The 14,812-nt window shown below is 68.8% G+C and carries 16 protein-coding genes; 7 read left to right on the forward strand and 9 right to left on the reverse strand.

Annotated elements, in window-relative coordinates; translation table 11 throughout:
• The first annotated feature begins 7 nt into the window (after nucleotides 1-7).
• Together ASE79_RS18600 and ASE79_RS18605 are read left to right on the forward strand one after the other, a co-directional pair.
• Complete coding sequence (locus tag ASE79_RS18600; RefSeq protein WP_056420233.1) at nucleotides 8-211, forward strand: Flp family type IVb pilin; 204 nt, start codon at nucleotides 8-10, stop codon at nucleotides 209-211.
• 146 nt (nucleotides 212-357) lie between these two features.
• On the forward strand, nucleotides 358-531 hold the full coding sequence (locus ASE79_RS18605; RefSeq protein ID WP_056420235.1) for a Flp family type IVb pilin: 174 nt from the start codon (nucleotides 358-360) through the stop codon (nucleotides 529-531).
• 123 nt (nucleotides 532-654) lie between these two features.
• Here the strand turns inward: ASE79_RS18605 and ASE79_RS18610 are convergent, their stop codons facing one another.
• The 4 genes from ASE79_RS18610 to ASE79_RS21920 are packed head-to-tail and all read right to left on the reverse strand — an operon-like array spanning nucleotide 655 to nucleotide 4,486.
• Nucleotides 655-1,602, reverse strand: a complete 948-nt coding sequence (locus ASE79_RS18610) for an acetyl-CoA carboxylase carboxyltransferase subunit alpha (protein WP_056420238.1) — start codon at nucleotides 1,600-1,602, stop codon at nucleotides 655-657.
• 31 nt (nucleotides 1,603-1,633) lie between these two features.
• Nucleotides 1,634-2,533, reverse strand: a complete 900-nt coding sequence (locus ASE79_RS18615) for a tyrosine-type recombinase/integrase (RefSeq protein WP_267904488.1) — start codon at nucleotides 2,531-2,533, stop codon at nucleotides 1,634-1,636.
• Nucleotides 2,530-4,368 carry a hypothetical protein gene (locus tag ASE79_RS18620; protein WP_056420241.1) on the reverse strand — a complete coding sequence of 613 codons (1,839 nt, stop codon included), beginning with the start codon at nucleotides 4,366-4,368 and terminating at the stop codon, nucleotides 2,530-2,532. The genes ASE79_RS18615 and ASE79_RS18620 overlap by 4 nt, the downstream gene beginning before the upstream one ends.
• The gene (locus ASE79_RS21920; protein ID WP_267904487.1) at nucleotides 4,352-4,486 is read right to left on the reverse strand and encodes a hypothetical protein; all 135 of its coding nucleotides are present in this window, start codon (nucleotides 4,484-4,486) and stop codon (nucleotides 4,352-4,354) included. The genes ASE79_RS18620 and ASE79_RS21920 overlap by 17 nt, the downstream gene beginning before the upstream one ends.
• A 79-nt stretch (nucleotides 4,487-4,565) precedes the next feature.
• Between ASE79_RS21920 and ASE79_RS18625 the strand changes: the two genes are divergently transcribed.
• The 3 genes from ASE79_RS18625 to ASE79_RS20560 are packed head-to-tail and all read left to right on the forward strand — an operon-like array spanning nucleotide 4,566 to nucleotide 6,378.
• Nucleotides 4,566-5,141, forward strand: a complete 576-nt coding sequence (locus ASE79_RS18625) for a shikimate kinase (RefSeq protein WP_082445440.1) — start codon at nucleotides 4,566-4,568, stop codon at nucleotides 5,139-5,141.
• The gene (gene aroB / locus ASE79_RS18630; RefSeq protein ID WP_056420245.1) at nucleotides 5,138-6,238 is read left to right on the forward strand and encodes a 3-dehydroquinate synthase; all 1,101 of its coding nucleotides are present in this window, start codon (nucleotides 5,138-5,140) and stop codon (nucleotides 6,236-6,238) included. Before ASE79_RS18625 ends, aroB begins: the two co-directional genes overlap by 4 nt.
• Entirely contained in the window at nucleotides 6,238-6,378 is a 141-nt protein-coding gene (locus ASE79_RS20560; protein WP_082444318.1) for a DUF2256 domain-containing protein, read from the forward strand. The genes aroB and ASE79_RS20560 overlap by 1 nt, the downstream gene beginning before the upstream one ends.
• Before the next feature lie 4 nt (nucleotides 6,379-6,382).
• On the opposite strand, the gene ASE79_RS18635 is transcribed toward ASE79_RS20560, so the two are convergent.
• The 4 genes from ASE79_RS18635 to ASE79_RS18650 form a co-directional block, all read right to left on the reverse strand.
• The gene (locus ASE79_RS18635; RefSeq protein ID WP_056420247.1) at nucleotides 6,383-7,804 is read right to left on the reverse strand and encodes an amino acid permease; all 1,422 of its coding nucleotides are present in this window, start codon (nucleotides 7,802-7,804) and stop codon (nucleotides 6,383-6,385) included.
• A gap of 15 nt (nucleotides 7,805-7,819) precedes the next feature.
• Complete coding sequence (locus tag ASE79_RS18640; RefSeq protein ID WP_056420250.1) at nucleotides 7,820-8,473, reverse strand: GntR family transcriptional regulator; 654 nt, start codon at nucleotides 8,471-8,473, stop codon at nucleotides 7,820-7,822.
• Nucleotides 8,474-8,536: 63 nt separating this feature from the next.
• Nucleotides 8,537-9,535, reverse strand: coding sequence for a 4-hydroxyproline epimerase (locus ASE79_RS18645; RefSeq protein ID WP_056420253.1), 999 nt, complete (start codon nucleotides 9,533-9,535; stop codon nucleotides 8,537-8,539).
• A complete protein-coding gene (locus ASE79_RS18650) occupies nucleotides 9,535-10,437 on the reverse strand; it encodes a dihydrodipicolinate synthase family protein (protein WP_056420256.1) in 903 nt (300 codons plus the stop codon). The genes ASE79_RS18645 and ASE79_RS18650 overlap by 1 nt, the downstream gene beginning before the upstream one ends.
• 76 nt (nucleotides 10,438-10,513) lie before the next feature.
• On the opposite strand from ASE79_RS18650, the gene ASE79_RS18655 reads away from it, so the two are divergent.
• Complete coding sequence (locus ASE79_RS18655) at nucleotides 10,514-11,761, forward strand: NAD(P)/FAD-dependent oxidoreductase (RefSeq protein ID WP_056420575.1); 1,248 nt, start codon at nucleotides 10,514-10,516, stop codon at nucleotides 11,759-11,761.
• Nucleotides 11,758-12,933 (forward strand): M24 family metallopeptidase, encoded by a 1,176-nt coding sequence (locus tag ASE79_RS18660; protein ID WP_056420259.1) that lies wholly within the window; start codon nucleotides 11,758-11,760, stop codon nucleotides 12,931-12,933. The genes ASE79_RS18655 and ASE79_RS18660 overlap by 4 nt, the downstream gene beginning before the upstream one ends.
• Nucleotides 12,934-13,048: 115 nt before the next feature.
• Here the strand turns inward: ASE79_RS18660 and ASE79_RS18665 are convergent, their stop codons facing one another.
• Nucleotides 13,049-14,812 carry a DUF885 domain-containing protein gene (locus ASE79_RS18665; protein ID WP_321163348.1) on the reverse strand — a complete coding sequence of 588 codons (1,764 nt, stop codon included), beginning with the start codon at nucleotides 14,810-14,812 and terminating at the stop codon, nucleotides 13,049-13,051.

Below are 14,812 nucleotides of genomic sequence, written 5' to 3' on the forward strand. Positions count from 1 at the left end.
GGGGCTTATGAAGTCTGTCGTTTCCCTAGCCACGATCGCCGGCCGGACGCTGCTGCGTGCCCTGCGCACCACCCGCGGCGCGACCGCGATCGAATATGGCCTGATCCTGGCGTTCATCGTCATCGCGATGATCGCCGGCCTGACCGCGCTCGCCGATTCGACGACGGGCATGTGGGGCAAGGTCGATACGAAGGTCGCCGGGGCACGCTGACCGCGCGCGGTGGTTTTGTACATCGCTCGACGAAAACTGCCGACCTTAAGCCTTTCTCAACCCACCACTTCTAATCGTGTCTGTGCTGATCCGGCCCGTCCGGTCCAGCCGGGTGACACTGAAGCAATCCAACGATGGAGACCGGAATGAAGACGATCCGCAAGTTTTTCAAGAACAACAAGGGCGCAACCGCAATCGAGTACGGCCTGATCGCCGCGCTGATCGCCGTCGCCGCCATCGCTGCGATGCAGGGCCTGGGCAACAGCCTGAACAAGACGTTCAACAACGTCTCGACCAAGCTCAACAGCTCGACCACGTAAGCCGCTGAGCGGGCGGGCGAGTCGGCGACGAGTCTCCCGCCAGCACGATGCGCTACGAAGAAGGGCGGCGGAACTCCGGTTCCGCCGCCCTTTTCTTGTGCTCCGACGCGGGTCGATGCGCGGTTAGAGCCTACCCATCTTCAGGAACTTGGCCTGGCGATCCTTGCGCAGATCGGCAGGCGCAAGCGCGACGAGGTCGGCGAGCGCCGACGCCAGCGCATTGCCGAGCGATTCGATCGCCAACGCACGGTCGCGGTGCGCGCCGCCGAGTGGTTCGGCGACGATATCGTCGATGACGCCGAACGCTTTCAGGTCCTGCGCGGTGATCCGCATCGCTTCGGCGGCCTCGGGGGCCTTGTCGGCGGTGCGCCACAGAATCGAGGCGCAGCCCTCGGGGCTGATGACCGAATAGATCGCGTGTTCGAACATCAGCACCCGGTTCCCCGCGGCGAGCGCGACCGCGCCGCCCGAACCGCCCTCGCCGACGATCGCCGCGACGATCGGCACGCCCGCGTTGAGGCAGGCCTCGGTCGAGCGCGCGATCGCCTCGGCCTGGCCGCGCTCCTCGGCCTGAATCCCTGGGAACGCGCCCGAGGTGTCGACGAGCGTCACGATCGGCAGGCCGAATCGGTTGGCGAGTTCGACGAGGCGGATCGCCTTGCGATAGCCCTCGGGCTTGCCCATGCCGAAATTGTGGCGGAGGCGGCTCGCGGTATCGTCGCCCTTCTCATGGCCGAGCACCATGATCTTGCGCCCGCGGAACGTCGCGAAGCCGCCGAGGATCGCCTGATCGTCGCCGAATGCGCGGTCGCCGGCGAGCGGGACGAACTCGTCGAACAGCGCGGCAACATAGTCCTTGAAGTGCGGACGCTCGGGATGGCGCGCGACCTGCGCCTTCTGCCACGGCGTCAGCCGCGCGAAGGTATCCTTCAGCAGCTTGTCGGATTTGGCCTGGAGACGCGCGATATCCGCGGCCAGGTCGACGCTGCCTTCGGCAGCGGTGTCGCGGAGTTCGTCGATCCGGCCCTGAAGTTCGGCGATCGGTTTCTCGAAGTCGAGGAAGCTTGGCATCCGCGGCGGTTACGGTGCGGCGCCGTCCGCGTCAACGCGGCGGCATATCCGCCAGCGGGTGACGCGTGTTGACGAGCTCGACCAGGCGGCTCGAATCGACATGCGTATAGATCTCGGTGGTGGCGATATCGGCGTGGCCGAGCATCGATTGCAGCGCACGCAGATCGGCGCCCCCTGCGAGCAGGTGAGTCGCGAACGCATGGCGCAGGACGTGGGGGCTGACCCGGTCGGGCGGGATCCCCGCCTCGGCGGCGAGCGCCTTGACGATCTGGTACAGGCGGATGCGCGAGAGGTGGCCCTTGCCCGAGGGGAACAGCCAGAGACGGTCCGCGGCAACATGGGTGCGCCAGAGCGCCACCGCGGCGCGCGCACGGTCGGAGATCGGCACCATCCGCTCGCGTCCGCCCTTGCCGCGCAGGATCAGGAACGGGCGATCGGGGTGGACCGCGTTGCGCGGCAGGCTGACGAGCTCGGTCGCGCGCAGGCCGGAACCGTAGAGGAGCTCGAACAGCGCGGAGAGCCGAAGGTCGTTGGGGTCGAGCGGATCGCGCGCGGCACGCTCGGCGATCGCGGCGAACAACCGGTCGATATCGGCGTGGCTCAGCACCTTTGGTAGCGCCCGAGCGGGGCCGGGCCTGGGCAGCGCCTTGCCGGGATCGTCGGCGCGGTGCCCCTCTTCGGCGAGGAACGCGAAGAAGCGACGGAGTGACGCGGACTTTCGGCCAACGGTCGCGCGCGAGAGCGCGGACCACCCGCCCGACACGGTCGCGAGCGCGGCGGCATCCGCGTCGACCAAGCCGCCTTCGAGCGCCTGCGACGCGAGCATCAGATCGCTGCGATAGGCGGCGAGCGTGTTCGCTGCCGCCCCCGCCTCCGCCGCCATCATCTCCAGGAACCGGTCGATCAGCGCACGGTCGGTAGCGCGGGTCACGCCCGTGCAATCGCCTCGGCGGCGATCATCCGTGCTTCGCCGTCGAGCCCGACGGCCCGCAACGCGCCGACGATCCGGTACAGCGCCTCGGGCGGGATATCCTTCCAGCCGGCGGCCTGCATGCCGATCGCCGCGAGGACCACGACCGTACCCGACTGGCCGGCGCGCGCGGCACGATCGAGCGCGCGCGTCCAGGCATTGTCCGCGCCGATCGGTACGCCCAGCGACTGGGCGGCACGCTCGATATCCCCCGTGTTGAGCCGCCCGAGCCCGGCGAGCCCCGCGAACAACATCCGCTGCTTGAGCGCCGAATCGCCTTCGCCGCCCGAATAGGAGGCGAGGTCGGCATAGGTCAGCCGGCGATGCGCATCGGGATCGCTGAGCATGATCATCGCCCAGGCGTCGCCGCCCGCGGGTACGGTGCCGAGCCAGCGTGCGGCGGTGCGGTCGAGCCCCGCCGACAGCATCGACGCAACAAGATGATCCGCCTCGGCCTTGGCCAGCGCCGGGTTCATCCGTGCCGCCGCGCGTGCGGTGAGTACGAGCCGCGCATAGGACGGCCGCGTGTCCGCGCTGCCCCAGAGCTGGCGCAGGGCGTTCAGCCGCGTCTCGAAACTGCGATCGGCATAAGCGGTGCGCAGATCGTTGGCGGCCGCGGCCGCAATGCTTTGCGTATCGTCGTCGGTCGAGGCGGCGGCGTAGAGATCGACCAGCGCGGCGCTGGAGAGCACCCCCTGCCCCGCCGCTGATTCGGCGGGCGCGAGCCGGGCCGCCAGCGGCACCGACGGCGACAGCGCCTGCCAGTATCGCACCTGCGGCCCCGCGCTCGCATAGAGCGCGTCGGGCACCGCGACGCCGGTCGCCATCGCAAGCCCGAACCGCCACGCAGTGAGTTGGTCGATGCCGTCCCATTCGATCGTCACCGCTTGGCGGCCTTGCGCCCCCGCCCCCACGACTTTCTGCGCGAGCAGCATGTCGACGCCGCTCGCGACGTTGCGGCGCTTGGCGGTCGCGATCAGCGGGGTCGCCTGCGCTGGGTTGCCCGAGAGGCCAGCGCACATCGCCTGCGCCATCGTCCAGCCACGCGCCGGTGCAAGACGCATCGCGCCGGGGACGAGCGGGCAGAAGCCCGCGGGATCGCCCGTCGCCAGCGCCGTGTTCATCGCGACCTGGTACAGCTTGGGCGTGTAGTTGTCGGTGTCGACGCTCTGCGTGACCGCGCGCGCGGCGACCGATTCGCCCATCCGCAGCAACAGCCAGGCGCGTTCCGCCGCAAAGTCCGCGCCGTTGATGCGCGCAGGCGTATCGACGCGCGATACCAGCGCGCGGCGCAGCAGGATCGACATCCAGCGCGACGGCAAGGGCGCGGTCAGCCGACGCATCAGCGTCTCGACATAATGGCCGTCGGCCTCGCCGAACGCGTCGGTCTCCAGCCCACCCTCACGCGATGCCACCGGCCCGACCGTCGCGAGCGAGCGCCGTGCCGATTCGGGCATCTCGTACCGCGCGAGCACGGCGGGATCGATGGCCGCGGGCGTCGCGGCGGGCGCCACCGGGGGAATGCCGGTCGGCGTCGTCGGCGGCAGCGGCTGGATCATCGCGCCGGGTGACGGCGCGGCGGGCGCCGGCTGCGGGACGGTCGGCTGCGGCGTGCCGGATGGCCGCGTGGGCGTGCCCGCAGGTGGCGCCGGCCGCGGCGCGGGCGCCGGGGTCGGATCGCCGAACCCGGGCGGCAGGATCGATTCGGGGCGATCCTGCCCGATCGCCGGTGCCAGCGCGACGAGAGCCCCGGCGGCAACCGCCGCCGCCAGTGTCGCCTTAAGAGAGGTTCGCAAGCGTCACGGCCTTCTCGACGCGGCTCTGCGGACGCTCGGTCGCGCGGCCGGCCAGCAGGAACAGGCCGCCGACCACGACCACAAGAACGACGACGACCGAGACGATGAAACGGGACATGCGACGTAACCTTGTAGTGGACAAACAGGCGCCAAGAGCTTTTGCCCTTGCGCGGTGCCGCTGTATAGCGCGGCTCACGATGTTGCAAAGCCACAACCCTTCAGGTGGGCCTCCAGGCGGCCCTGCCGGCAGTCGCCGCGCTGCCCCGATCGATCGCCCGATCGTGCTCGTCGGGCTGATGGGCGTCGGCAAGACCACCGTCGGCCGCCGCCTCGCGCTGCGCATGAACCTGCCGTTCGTCGATGCCGATCACGAGATCGAGGCGGCGTCGGGGATGACCGTCGCCGAGATCTTCGCCAAATATGGCGAGGAATATTTCCGCGACGGCGAACGCCGCGTGATCGCGAGGCTGATCGACGGTACGCCCAAGATCATCGCGACGGGTGGCGGCGCGTTCATCAACGACGACACGCGCGCGCTGATCCTGCGCGACGCGGTGTCGGTGTGGCTGAGCGCGCATCCCGACATCCTCGTCGAGCGTGTCGGGCGGCGTGACACCCGCCCGCTGCTGCGCAACCGCGATCCGGGCAAGGTGCTCGCCGAACTGGCGCGCGTCCGCAACCCGATCTACGCGCAGGCGCATATCCATATCGTCAGCAACAAGACGCCGCACGAAGCGACCGTCGCTGCAATCCTGAGAGCGTTAGGCCGATGAAGACCATTACCGTCGAACTGGGCGCGCGGACCTACCCGATCCATATCGCGGCAGGACTGCTTGGCCGCGCGGGCGAATTCGTCGCGCCGCTGGCAAAGGGCCGGCGCATAGCGATCGTCAGCGATGCGAACCTGACGATGCATCTGGCGACGCTCCAGGCTTCGCTGGCGGCGGCGGGGCTCGAGTCCGAGGCGATCGTGCTGGCGCCCGGCGAGGGCAGCAAGAGCTGGCCGACGCTTGAGATGCTGTGCGACCGGCTGCTCGAACTCGGGATCGAGCGTGGCGATCATGTCGTCGCGCTGGGCGGCGGCGTGATCGGCGATCTCGTGGGGTTCGCCTGCGCGATCCTCAAGCGTGGGTGCCAGTTCGTGCAGATCCCGACGAGCCTGCTCGCGCAGGTCGACAGCTCGGTCGGCGGCAAGACCGCGATCAATACGCGCGCGGGCAAGAACCTGATCGGCGCGTTCCATCAGCCCGCGATGGTGCTGATCGACCCGAAGGTGCTCGACACGCTGCCGATCCGCGAGTTGCGCGCGGGCTATGCCGAGGTCGTGAAATACGGGCTGATCGACGATATCGCCTTCTTCGAATGGTGCGAGGCCAATGGCGCGGCGTTGCTCGCGGGCGACCTGGGCTTGCGCGAATATGCGATCGCGCACAGCGTTTCGGCGAAGGCGCGGATCGTCGCGGCGGACGAGCACGAGACCAATGGGACGCGGGCCTTGCTCAACCTCGGCCACACGTTCGGGCATGCGCTCGAGGCGGAGACCGGGTTCTCGCAGGCGCTGATCCATGGCGAGGGCGTGGCGGCGGGCTGTTCGCTGGCGTTCGGTTTTTCGGCGGCGCAGGGTCTGTGTTCGGACGAGGACGCGCAGCGCGTTGCGGCGCATTGGCGCGACGCGGGGCTGCCCGACGGGCTGGCGGCGGCGGGGGTCGACGCGAGCGGCGCGCGGCTCGTCGATCATATGCGGCACGACAAGAAGATGGCGGCGGGGACGCTGCCCTTCCTGCTCGCGCGCGGAATCGGCGGGACCTATCTCGACAAGACCGTCGACCTCACCGATGTCGCGGCGTTCCTCGACGCGCAGGCCCGCTGATGCCCAACGGTGTCGCCAAGCAGAACCTGCCGACCAAGGTGTGTCCGGCGTGCGAGCGCCCGTTTACCTGGCGCAAGAAATGGGCGCGCGACTGGGATAGCGTGATTTATTGCTCGGACGCGTGCCGCAAGAAACGGTGACGCGTCACGCCGTGCGGGCCACCGGGTTGCCGACGTCGCTCTTGCGCCGGCCATAGGCGAAGTAGAGCGCGAGCCCGGCGGCGTTCCAGATCACGAAGCGGGCGAGCGTCGAGGACGGCAGGCTCGCCAGCAGGTACAGGCAGCCGACGACGGTCACGGTGCCGACGACATAGGCCGCGGGGCAGCGGAACAGTCGGGGCAGATGGGCTGCGGTGCGACGCAGGACCATCAGGCAGATCCCGACCGAGATGAACGCGATCAGCGTCCCCGCATTGGCGAGTTCGGCGATCTCGTCGAGGCGGAAGAACCCCGCGACCGCGGCGATCGACAGACCGGTGAGCAGCGTGATGAGCGTCGGCGATCCGGTCCGCTTGCTGACCTTGGCGAGACCGCGCGGGAGCAGGCCATCGCGCGCCATCACGAAGAAGATGCGGCTCTGCCCGTACATCATCACCAGGATCACCGAGGGCAGCGCGATCACTGCGGCCAGCGCGATAAGCTGCGCGGCGAAGGGCTGGCTCAGCTGGCGCAGCACCAGCGCGAGCGGCTCGGGCGAATTGGCGAGCTGCGTGAACGGCAGCGCGCCGATCGCGCTGACCGCGACCGCCATGTAGATCACGGTGCACACCAGCATCGAGCCGACGATCCCGATCGTCAGGTCGCGCTTGGGATTCTTGGTTTCCTCCGCCGAGGTCGCGACCGCGTCGAAGCCGTAAAAGGCGAAGAAGACGATCGCCGCCGCCGCCATCACGCCGCGCTTGTGCCCGCCGAGCTCGGTCGAGCCGAAGCCGTAGGGCATGAACGGGTGGAGATTGTCCGCCTTGAACGCGGGGGCTGCGTAGACCACGAAGATCGTCAGCGCGACCAGCTTGATCAGCACGAGGACGATGTTCAGAGTCGCGCTCTGCCGCGTGCCGAGGATCAGCATCCCCATGACGCCAAGCGAGACCAGCACCGCGGGCATGTTGACGAGGCCGCCGCCATGCGGCCCGACCAGCAGCGCATGCGGCAAATGCACCCCCGCCGCCTCGATCCAGCCGACCAGATAGCCCGACCAGCCGACCGCGACGGTCGAGCATGCCAGCGAATATTCGAGGATCAGGCTCCAGCCGACCACCCAGGCGACGGTCTCGCCGAGCGCGGTGTAGCTGAACGTGTACGCGCTGCCCGCGGCGGGGATCAGCGTCGCGAGTTCGGTATAGGCGAGCGCGGCGCACGCGCAGATCACGCCGCAGATCACGAAGGCGAGGATCACGCCCGGCCCCGCGCGCTCCGCGCCGACGCCCACCAAAGTGTAGATCCCGGTGCCGACGATCGCCCCCACCCCGAGCGCGATCAGATGCGGCCAGCTCAGCGTTTTCGCCAAGCTGTGGTCCTGGCCATGGGCAGACGCTTCGAACGATTTACGCGGTCCAAACATGCCCATCCCCGGTTATGCTCCCTAGTCTCGGACTGCGTCGAACTGCGCGCGCAGATCGGTCAGCGTCGATTGAATATGGCTGGTCAGCAGCGTCAGCATGCGATCGTCGTCGCGCGCGAGCCACGCGTCGAGCAGCTGGCGATGCTCGAGATGCGCGCGGTCCTCGCGCCCCGCGGGCCGCAGATGCGCGACGACGTAGCGCTCGGCGAGGATCGCCAGCCGCTCGACCATCTGCGTCGTCAGCAGGCGCCGGCCCGGCCGGACGAGCGCGGTGTGGAACACGCGGTTGCGGATCGCGACCTCGGCGAGGCGTTCGCACGCCGCGCTGTCGAGTTCCTCGAACGCGAGGATGGCGATCGCGCGATCCGAGTCGTTGGCGACGGTCGAGGCGTAGGCCGCCGCCTGCGGTTCGATGCTGAGGCGGAGCGCAAAGATGTCGTCCGCCTCGTCCGCCGACATCGGCTGGACCGAATAGCCGCGATTGGCGTGGCTGGTCAGCAGGCCCTCCTGCTCGAGCCGCGCAAGTGCCTCGCGCAGCGGGATCTTGCTGACCCCCAGTTCGGTCGCCAGCGCATCCTGGCGGATCGCGGTATGACCCGCGAGCTTGCCCGTGACGATCTGTTCGCGGACGATCTCGAACACCTGTTCGGACAGCGTGCGGACGACGATACTCATAGGAAGAAGGCTCCGGGGGCAGAAGTGCAGCGCCAGCATAGCCCAATATTCATGGAAAACGGTTCACGAAACTTGGAACCCCTCCCAGAAACGATCCTCGCGGTCGATCCAGATCGTATTGAACCCGGTTGCGACCGCCGATCCCTCGATCGACGGGATGATCGCGGGGGTGTCGCCGAGCGCGGTCTCGGCCTCGACGCGGCCGATGAAGCGGCTGCCGATATAGCTTTCGTGGACGAACCGGTCGCCGACCGACAAGCGGCCCTGATCGGCCAGATGCGCGAGCCGAGCGGAGGTGCCGGTGCCGCACGGGCTGCGGTCGATCGCCTTGTCGCCGTAGAAGACGGCGTTTCGGCCATCGGCGCCGTCACCGCGCGGGACATCGGCCCACAACACGTGGCTGACGCCGCGGATCGTCGGATCGAGCGGATGGACGGGCTCGAACTGCGCGCGCACCGCCTCGCGAACGCGGCCGCTGAGCGCGATGATCTCGGCCGCGCCGAGGTCGTCGAGTCCGGTGTACCGGCCCTGCGGCTCGACGATCGCGTAGTAATTGCCGCCATAGGCGACGTCGATGCCGAGCGGCCCGATCCCCTCGACGTCCACGCGGATATCGCGCGCGGCGACATAGGCGGGGACGTTGGTGATGCGGACCGCCGTCACCTTCGCGCCCTCGGTCTCATAGGCGACGTCGATCACGCCCGCGGGCACCTCGATCCGCAACCGGCCGGGAAGCGCGGGCTGGATCAGCCCGTGCTCGAGCCCGAACGTCACCATGCCGATCGTGCCGTGCCCGCACATCGGCAGGCATCCGCTCGTCTCGATGAACAGGATGCCGATATCGGTATCGTCGCGCGTCGGCGGGTAGAGGAACCCGCCCGACATCATGTCGTGCCCGCGCGGTTCGAAGCAGAGCCCGGTGCGGATCCAGTCGAACCGCGTGAGGAAGTCCTGCCGCCGCTCCGACATCGACGCGCCCTTCAGCAACGGCGCCCCGCCCGCGACGAGGCGGACCGGGTTGCCGGCGGTGTGGCCGTCGATGCAGAAGAAGGTGTGGCGCATCAGTTCGAGAGCACCGGGCGCGTTGCGGCTGCGTGCTCGACCATCGCGATCACCTCGGCGCGGCGGGCGCCGATCAGCGGATAGCGCGGCGGCAGGACGCGTTCGGAGCCGCGACCCATGACCTGTTCGGCGAGCTTGATCGACTGGACCAGGTCATGCTCGGCATCGAGGTGGAGCAGCGGCATGAACCAGCGATAGATCTCCATCGCCTTGGCATGATCGCCGCGCGCGAACGCGTTGACCAGCTCGACCGATTCCCGCGGGAATGCGTTGGTGAGGCCCGACACCCAGCCCTGCGCGCCCAGATACAGCCCCTCGAGCGCGACGTCGTCGAGCCCGGCGAACAGCACGTAACGGTCGCCGAACGCGGTCTTCACGTCGGTGAACCGCCGCGTGTCGGGCGCCGACTCCTTGACCGCGACGATGTTCGCGACGTCGACCAGCGCGGCGAGCACGTCGTTGTCGATCAGCGTGCGATAGGCGGGCGGGTTGTTATAGAGCATGATCGGCAGGCCGACCTGCTCGGCCACGCCCTTGAAATGCGCCACCAGCTCATGCGGCTTGGGCACATAGACCATCGGCGGCAACAGCATCAGGCCGTCCGCGCCGACCTTTTCCGCGGCCTGCGCATAGCGCACCGCGCGGCGCGTATCATATTCGGAGACGCCGGTGATGACGGGGACGCGCCCGGCAACCGCCTCGACGATCGCGGTCAGCACCGCGACCTTCTCATCATAATCGAACGAGTTGTTCTCGCCGACCGTGCCGAGCGCGATTACCCCGGTCACGCCGTCGCGGATCAGGTCGTCGACGACGCGTTGGGTATCGGCAAGATCGACGCTCATATCCTCGCGGATCTGCGTCGTTACGGCCGGAAATACGCCTTTCCATTCGACAGACATTGGGTATCGACCTTCCTGCGTTTCAATATATATACCGTATACGAAAGCGACTGACGCGGTGCAACAGGAGAATGACGTGACGGCGAACAGGCGCGCGATCGGTGTAGTCGGCGGCGGCGTGGTCGGCTTGTGCTGTGCGGTCGCGCTGCTCGATCGCGGGCATGACGTGAGTGTGTTCGAACCCGATGGCGATTACAACGCCGCATCCTGGGGCAATGCGGGGCATATCGCGGTCGAGCAGGTCGAACCGCTCGCCTCGCCTGCCGCGCTGCGTTCGGTGCCAGCACGGCTGTTCAGCGCGGGCGGTGCGCTCGCCTTGCCGCCGTCGATGGCGGCGCGGTGGCTTCCCTTCGCCGTCCGACTGATCGCCGCGTCGACGCCGGCGCGGTTCGCGGCGGGAACCGCGGCGCTGACTCCGCTGCTGGCGGGGGCGATGCCTGCCTGGCGCGATCTGGTCGAGACGATCGGCGCGCCCGACCTGGTGCGCGCGGATGGCCATGTCGTGATCTGGGACACGCCCGCGCAGGCGCAGGCCGGCCGCAGACGCTGGTCGCGGAGCGCGATCGGGACGGCGCGGATCGTCGATGCGGAACCCGCCTTGTTGCGGCGGCTCGGCTTCCTTGCCGATCCGGTCGGGGGGGCGATCCGGTTCACGGGCAGCGGGCAGATCGTCGATCTCCGCAGGCTTGCGACCACGCTCGAGGCTGCCGTCTCGGCCCGCGGCGGCCGGATCGTGCGGGAGGCGGCGCGGCTGACGGACGACGCCGGGCGGACCGGGATCGCGGAGCACGACGTCGACCTTGTGCTGGTGACGGCCGGGGTGCGATCGCGCGCGCTGCTCGAACCGCTCGGCTACCGCGTGCCGATGATCGCCGAGCGCGGCTATCATATCCGCGCGCGCGCCGATGGCTGGCCCGCTGACCTGCCGCCTTTGGTGTTCGAGGATCATGCGATGATCGTCACGCGCTATGCCGACTGCGTGCAGGCGGCCAGCTTCGTCGAGCTCGGCGATCCCGACGCGCCGCCCGATCCGCGCAAATGGGCGCGGCTCGAACACCATGTCCGCACGCTCGGGCTGCCGATCGAGGGGCCGTTCGAACGCTGGATGGGGGCGCGGCCGACGCTGCCCGATTACCTTCCCGCGATCGGCCGCTCGACCAGAAGCGCCAACCTCGTCTATGCCTTTGGCCACCAGCATCTCGGGCTGACGTTGGCGCCGGTGACCGCACAGCTGGTCGCGGCACTGGTGGCGGGGACGGCCCCGGCGGTGTCGCTCGCGCCGTTCGACCTCGACCGCTTCGCTAAAAAAGGACCTCGCGCATGACCATCGGCGGATCTTCGATAGCCGACGAACTGGCGACCATCGCCCCCTGGGCGACGCCGGCGCCGCGCATCGCGCTGGCCGAGCGGATGGCGCGGCTCGACAAGGCGCGCGCGCTGGTCGAGGCGGCGGGTGCGGATGCGCTGCTGATCGGTGCGGGGGCGAGCCTGCGCTATTTCGCCGGGATTCCGTGGGGCGCGACCGAGCGGCTGGTCGCGCTGCTGCTGCCGGTGAAGGGCCAGCCGATCCTGGTCTGTCCGCGCTTTGAACAGGGCTCGCTCGAGGCTGCGGTCGAGATCGAGGCCGAGCTGCGCCTCTGGGAAGAGGATGAGAGCCCCTATGCGCTGGTTGCCGATGCCGTGCGCGGTCGGCTGCTGCTCGATCCGCAGCTGCCTTACGGGATGGCGAGCGCGCTTGCCGCGACCGGGCTCGATCTCGGCGATGGCGCGGCGGTGATCGACGCGTGCCGGATGATCAAGAGCCCGGCCGAGCTCGCCTTGCTGCGCCAGGCCAAGGCGATGACGCTCGACGTCCAGCGCCGCGCCGCGCGGATCCTTCAACCCGGCATCGCCGCCAGCGCCGTCATCCGCTTCATCGACGATGCGCATCGCGCGATCGGGTCGTCGGGCTCGTATTTCTGCGCGGTGCAGTTCGGCCGCGCGACCGCCTTCCCGCATGGCCTGCCCGGCGACCAGCTCTTGGAGGAGGATCAGCTCGTGCTGATCGACACCGGCTGCCAGGTCGAGGGCTATCATTCCGACATCACGCGGACCTATGCGTTCGGCGAGGTCGGCGACGAGGCGCGCGCGATCTGGGATATCGAGCACGAGGCGCAGGCTGCGGCGTTCGACGCGGTGCAGCCGGGCGTGCCCTGCGAAGCGATCGATGCCGCCGCGCGGGCGGTGCTGGAGAAGGCGGGACTTGGGCCCGACTACCGCCTGCCCGGGCTGCCGCATCGCACCGGGCACGGCATTGGTTTGTCGATCCATGAGCCCGCCTATCTCGTGCGTGGCGACCGGACGGCGCTCGCGTCCGGCATGTGCTTTTCGAACGAGCCGATGATCGTGGTTCCGGACCGCTTCGGGATACGCCTGGAGGATCATTTCCACGTCACTGACACCGGCGCGGCCTGGTTCACCGAGCCGCAACCCTCGATCGACCGACCGTTCGGCTAGGCAGTTTCCGTCATCCTGGGCTCGACCCAGGATTCAGAGCCACGGACGCAGGCTTTGCTTGGCTCTGGATTCCAGCCTTCGCTGGGATGACGGGGGTATAAGCACACCCCCGCCCTCACTCCTCGTCGGGATAGGGCCCCCTGCCGCCTGCCGCGATCAGCTGGTCGGTGCGCGCCTCGATCACCGGTACGGGGACCGATCCCATCGCGAGCATCGCGTCGTGGAACGCGCGGATGTTGAACTTCGCCCCCAGCGCGGTCTGCGCCTTCTTCCGCGCGGTCTGGAACGCGATCTGGCCCATGTAATAGGACAGCGCCTGCCCCGGCCACGCGATGTAGCGATCGACCTCGGTCTCGATCTCGTGGTCCGACAGCGCGGTGTTGTCGTGCAGATAGGCCTGCGCCTGCGCCCGGCTCCAGCCCTTGGCGTGGATGCCGGTATCGACCACCAGCCGCGCGGCGCGCCACGCCTGGTAGCTCAGCATCCCGAACAGGTCGTACGGCGTCTCGTACATTCCCATGTCCTCGCCGAGCGTCTCGCAATAGAGCGCCCATCCCTCGCCATAGACCGACAGATAGGTGTCGCGCCGGAACGCGGGTAGCGCCGTGTTCTCCGCGGCGAGCGGCATCTGGAACGCGTGGCCCGGCGCGCTCTCGTGCAGTGTCAGCGCGACCTGCGAATAAAAGGGCCGCGACGGCAGCGCGTAGGTGTTGACCAGATAGATGCCCGGGCCCCCGCGCCCGCCGGTGTAGAAGGGCGCGATGTCCGCGGGCACCGGCCGAATCGCGAACCGGCTGCGCGGCAGATGCCCGAACCATTGCGAGGCCTTGCCGTCGAACGTCTTGGCGATCCACGCCGCGCGGTAGAGCAGGTCGTTGGGCGTCTTGGGATAGAATTGCGGATCGGTGCGCAGGTGGTTGAAGAACGCCTGCAGGTCGCCGTCGAACTTCACGCTGCGCATCACGCCGTCCATCCGCCCGCGGATCTTGGCGATCTCGGCGAGGCCGAGCGCGTGGATCTGGTCGGGCGTGAGGTTCTGCGTGGTGTATTCGCGGATCTTCGACTGGTAATAGGCCTTGCCGTCGGGAAGGTCGTACGCAGCCAGCCCCTCGCGGGCATGCGGAATATAGTCGGTGCGGAGGAATTTCAGCAGCGTCGCATAGGCGGGCACGACCGCCTGCGCGATCGCCGCCGTCCCTTCCGCGCGCAGCGCGGCCTGATCCGCCGCCGGGATCGTTGACGGGAAGGTCTTGAACGGTTCGTAGAAGGGCGAGTCCTGCGGCGTCTTCGCCTCGGCGACCTGCGCGACGCCGATGTCGCGGCCAGTCAGCGTCACGCGCGCGGGCGTGAAACCGCGCGCGAGCCCGGCGCGCATGTTGCCCGTCTGCTGGTCGAAATAGCGCGGGATCTGGCGCATCACCGCGATATAGTCGCGATAGTCCTTCACCGACTTGAACGTGCCGCGCGCGCCCTCGGCGACATCGCCCCAGAAGCTCGTATCCGCGGTCAGCGGCTTTTCGTACTCGCGATAGCGTTGCTCGGCGAGCAGCGCGTCGATCTGTTGCGCATAGACCGCATAGTTGACGCGATTGGCGGACGAGAGGCTGGTGGGTGCGATCGCCGCGAGCTGGCGCGACACGTCGGTCCAGCGTGCGAGGCGCTTGGCCTGGGCTGCGGGGCCGACGTCGGGCAGGCGCGCCGCCGCGCCCGGATTGTCCTCGCCCTGCGCCATCTGGCGTTGCCGCCACGCATATTCCGACGTGTAGAGCGCCTTGAACCGCGCATTGGCCCCCGTCCTGGCGGCCGTCTGCGGCGGCTTGGCGGGCATCGCGCCCACCGCGGTCGAGCCCAGCGCGAGCAGCAGGATCATCGCCTTCAT

It is taken from the genome of Sphingomonas sp. Leaf28, assembly GCF_001421685.1.
GTDB classification, from domain to species: Bacteria; Pseudomonadota; Alphaproteobacteria; order Sphingomonadales; family Sphingomonadaceae; genus Sphingomonas; species Sphingomonas aurantiaca.